General features: G+C 62.6%; 3 protein-coding genes. All 3 read left to right on the top strand.

What is annotated here, in order from left to right:
* The first annotated feature begins 763 nt into the window (after positions 1 to 763).
* Genes ACIQ42_RS17130 through ACIQ42_RS17140 form a run of 3 tightly spaced genes read left to right on the top strand, consistent with a single transcriptional unit; the run spans position 764 to position 3599 of the window.
* On the top strand, positions 764 to 1390 hold the full coding sequence (locus ACIQ42_RS17130) for a flagellar hook-length control protein FliK (protein WP_397423446.1): 627 nt from the start codon (positions 764 to 766) through the stop codon (positions 1388 to 1390).
* A 2-nt stretch (positions 1391 to 1392) separates the two neighbouring features.
* Positions 1393 to 2157 (top strand): flagellar hook assembly protein FlgD, encoded by a 765-nt coding sequence (locus ACIQ42_RS17135; protein ID WP_397423447.1) that lies wholly within the window; start codon positions 1393 to 1395, stop codon positions 2155 to 2157.
* A gap of 53 nt (positions 2158 to 2210) precedes the next feature.
* The gene (locus tag ACIQ42_RS17140) at positions 2211 to 3599 is read left to right on the top strand and encodes a flagellar hook protein FlgE (protein ID WP_397423448.1); all 1389 of its coding nucleotides are present in this window, start codon (positions 2211 to 2213) and stop codon (positions 3597 to 3599) included.
* Positions 3600 to 3619 lie beyond the last annotated feature (20 nt).

Here is a 3619-nt window from a genome sequence, read left to right on the forward strand (position 1 = left end):
AGGAGACGACGCGGACACAGACCTAACCGATACGACTGGCGACGCACTGGACATCCGTGCAGAGGCTGCGTTCGCTGACCTTTCGTTCGGAACAGCCAACGCCAATCTGCTGACCGACGTGATTGCGGTTCAGGCCCCGATTACCTCTCCCATAACGACTACTTCTCCCATCCCGACATCATCGCCGGCGCCATCGGCCGACGACACAGGCGTTGCCCCGCGCAGCTTAGCGCCGATCCTGACGGCAGGAACGCCCGCGGGGGCTTCTGCAACCCTGGCGCCGACGGCGGAGGCCGACGCCTCGGCAGAACAGCTGGCATCCGGCCTGCCGACTGATGGGGCAAAGCAGGACCCAGCCACAGGTAAAGCGCCTGGCCCTGAAAAATCCGAGCAGTCGCCTCTCACGCCGGCTGCCTCTGCCATCCGGGGCCCGGTCGCATCGATCCCGGAGCAAGCGCTCGCACCTCGCGCCAATACCCAGGCGGCGTCCTCGGCTCCTGTCCCCACAACAACTGAATCGTTAGCAGCGGTGGCGCCCGGCACGCCCGAGACTTCCCTGCCGGTCGCAGGGCTGCAAGGTCGCCCGGAACAGTCGGCGTCGGCGCCAGCACCAGCAACAATAACAGCACCATCACCAGCACCATCACCAGCACCCGTACCCGCGGCGGGGAACTCCAGAGCCGAGCGCGCCAGGGCTACGTCGGAGGCAGCTCCAACAACGACGACACCGGCGCCGCCTCAATCCGGCGACCAACCTGAGGTGGTGAAACCGGTTCAGGCACTCGCAGCCGCCACGCCGGATCGGATCGAGGCCGATGAGTCCACGGCCAGCGACGAGATCGTCAGCGCCGACTCGCCAGATGGCGTTCTGCAGAGCGAAAGCCGCGCCGCCAGCCAGTCCCTGGCCCCAGCAACGCTGGCCGGGCATGCCGTGCGCGGCTCGCCGGAAACCGTCGCCACGCTTGCAGCTCAGATCATCAAAAAGCTGGAAGGCCAGTCGACCCGCTTCGACCTGGAGCTCAATCCCGGCGGGCTCGGCAAGGTCGATGTCCGCATAGACATCGGAGCCCACGGCCAGATCACGGCGGCCATGACCTTCGATAATCCCCAGGCCGCTTCAGATCTGAAGGCGCGCGCCAACGAACTTCAGCGGGCGATGGAACAGGCTGGTTTCGACATGTCGGGCGGGATGTCCTTTGACGTCGCCGGCGACCGCGGCCAGCAACAGCGCCAGGCCTGGCAGGAGCAAACCGATAGCAATGGTCAGGCCTTCCGGGGCCAGGCTTTCCGTGCGGCCCTCGATACAGCAGGCGCCGCGACTGACGCCGCCGTGAACGGCGCGCTGCGACTTCGCCGGGGCGTCAGCGCCGGCCTGGACCTCAGGATCTGATCATGACCGTCGCCGCAACCACCGCAGCCGCCGCCACCACCGCCAAGAGCGACGCGACCGGAATCGGCCGGGCGCGGCTGGCCGAGAACTTCGACACCTTCCTTTCGCTGCTGACCACGCAGTTGAAGAACCAGGATCCGCTGTCGCCGATGGATTCCAACCAGTTCACCCAGCAGATGGTGCAGATGACCGGAGTGGAGCAGCAGCTCGCCACAAACGATCTGCTGAAGAAGCTGGTGGCGAACACAACCTCGGGCGTCGCCACGGCCGTGAGCCTGATCGGCAAGGAAGTACGCGCCGAGGCCGACGTCGCAGCCCTCAAGAACCAAAAGGCCGACTGGACGTACAAGCTCGATCGCGTCGCCAGCGACGTAAAACTCGAAGTGCTGGATTCCAAGGGCAGGATCGTCGCCACCAAGGCGGTGGCCGACGCCAAGGCCGGCGAGAACAAGTTCACCTGGGACGGCAAGACTTCGGGCGGCGCCGTTCTCGCGGACGGCATCTACAGCCTGCGGGTTACAGCCAAGGATGGCTTCGGAACGGTCGTGCCTTCGAAGATTTTCGCCGATGGTCTGGTGACCGGGGTGGAACAGGCCGACGGGAGCACCCTCCTGACCATCAACGGCACGCGGATCCCCTGGGAGAAGCTCGTCAACATCCGCCAACCGGATCCACCGGCCGACAAGGCCAAGACCATCGCGTCTCCGATCACCGGTTCAAACACCAACAACCTGGACGACAAAACGTCGTCTCCAGCGGCGGCCTGATGGCCGAACTCACGCAGTACGCGCACCCGCCCAAGGAGAACGGAACCTAAGCCATGTCTATCAATTCAGCCTTGCTCGCCGGTGTTTCGGGGTTGGTCGCCAACTCCTCCGCCCTTGCGGCCATCTCGGACAACATCTCCAACGTAAACAGCATCGCGTATAAGCGAAACGAAATCAGCTTCGGCAATGTCGTGACCTCACAGAGCGTTGAGGGCCGCTACTCCGCCGGCGGTGTCCAGGGCATCACACGTCAGTTTGTCAGCCAGCAGGGCCTGCTCCAGGCGTCGAGCTCATCGACAGACCTGGCAATTTCCGGCGACGGCTTCTTCGTGGTGACCAACAAGGGTGAGGGACTAACCGCAGCTGACGCGCGGGCCTTTACCCGCTCCGGCTCGTTCACGGTCGATCGCGACGGCTTTCTGGTCAACAAGTCAAACTTCTATCTGCAAGGCTGGCCCGTACAGCCGGACGGCAGCTTCGACGTGAGTGGGGCTGATCTGGGGAAGATGAGCTCAATCAACGTCAAGAACCTCGGCTCGTCCGTGGAGCCGACTAGCAGCATCGGGATCAGCGCCAACCTCAACAAGCAGGGCGTCGTTTCAGCCGGAGAAGCGACCTACAATAACAACACTGTGGCTTCCATGACGGACTATGCCACGGACCCTTTGACCGGCACCAAGCCAGATTTCGTCATCGAAGCCAACGTTATCGACTCGACGGGTGGATCGCGGAAAGTAGCGATCGCCCTGCTCAAGGATGACAGCGCCAATCCCAATACTTGGCACGCGGAGATATATACTATTCCGACGTCCCATGTGACCACGGGTGGTCGCCCAGGTCAGTTGGCCAGGGGCGCTCTGCAATTCACCCAGAACGGCGCGGTCGACCTCGCGAACTCGACGTTGTTCGGCGCGCCGGGCGCGCCGGCGGAGTTGGTGCTCGGCGCTTCAGGGACTGCGGGAACACCGCGCTGGGCAAACTCGCTGGGTATCGCGGCCCAGACCCTGGAACTCGATCTCTCAAAGGTTACGCAATACTCGGCCGCCTCGACGGTCAATGCGGTCACATCCAATGGCGCCGGCGTCGGCAACGTGGTCAGCATTCAAGTCGACAAAGAGGGCATCATTTCGGCGATTTACGACAACAGCCAGACTTATCGTATCGCCAAGGTTGGCCTTGCCACATTCCCCAATTCGGACGGCTTGCAAGCCATCAGTGGCAATGCCTACCGCGCGAGCGCGCCGGCCGGGCAGCTGACCTTGAAGGAAGCCGGCGTCGGCGGCGCGGGTCAAATCGCATCATCAAACCTCGAAGCCTCGACAGTCGATCTCTCTGCAGAATTCACCGCACTGATCCAGACTCAAAAAGCCTATTCTGCTTCATCAAAGATAATCACGACCGCAGATCAAATGTTGGAAGAATTACTTAACATCAAGAGATAGAAACGGTTTGTAATTAGAAG

Origin of the sequence: Phenylobacterium sp. (assembly GCF_044372605.1) — a bacterium.
In the GTDB taxonomy this organism is placed as follows: domain Bacteria; phylum Pseudomonadota; class Alphaproteobacteria; order Caulobacterales; family Caulobacteraceae; genus Phenylobacterium.

Coding starts and splice junctions, on each gene's coding strand:
- ACIQ42_RS17135 (WP_397423447.1), top strand. CDS start 1,393: ATGACCGTCGCCGCAACCACCGCAGCCGCCGCCACCACCGCCAAGAGC.
- ACIQ42_RS17140 (WP_397423448.1), top strand. CDS start 2,211: ATGTCTATCAATTCAGCCTTGCTCGCCGGTGTTTCGGGGTTGGTCGCC.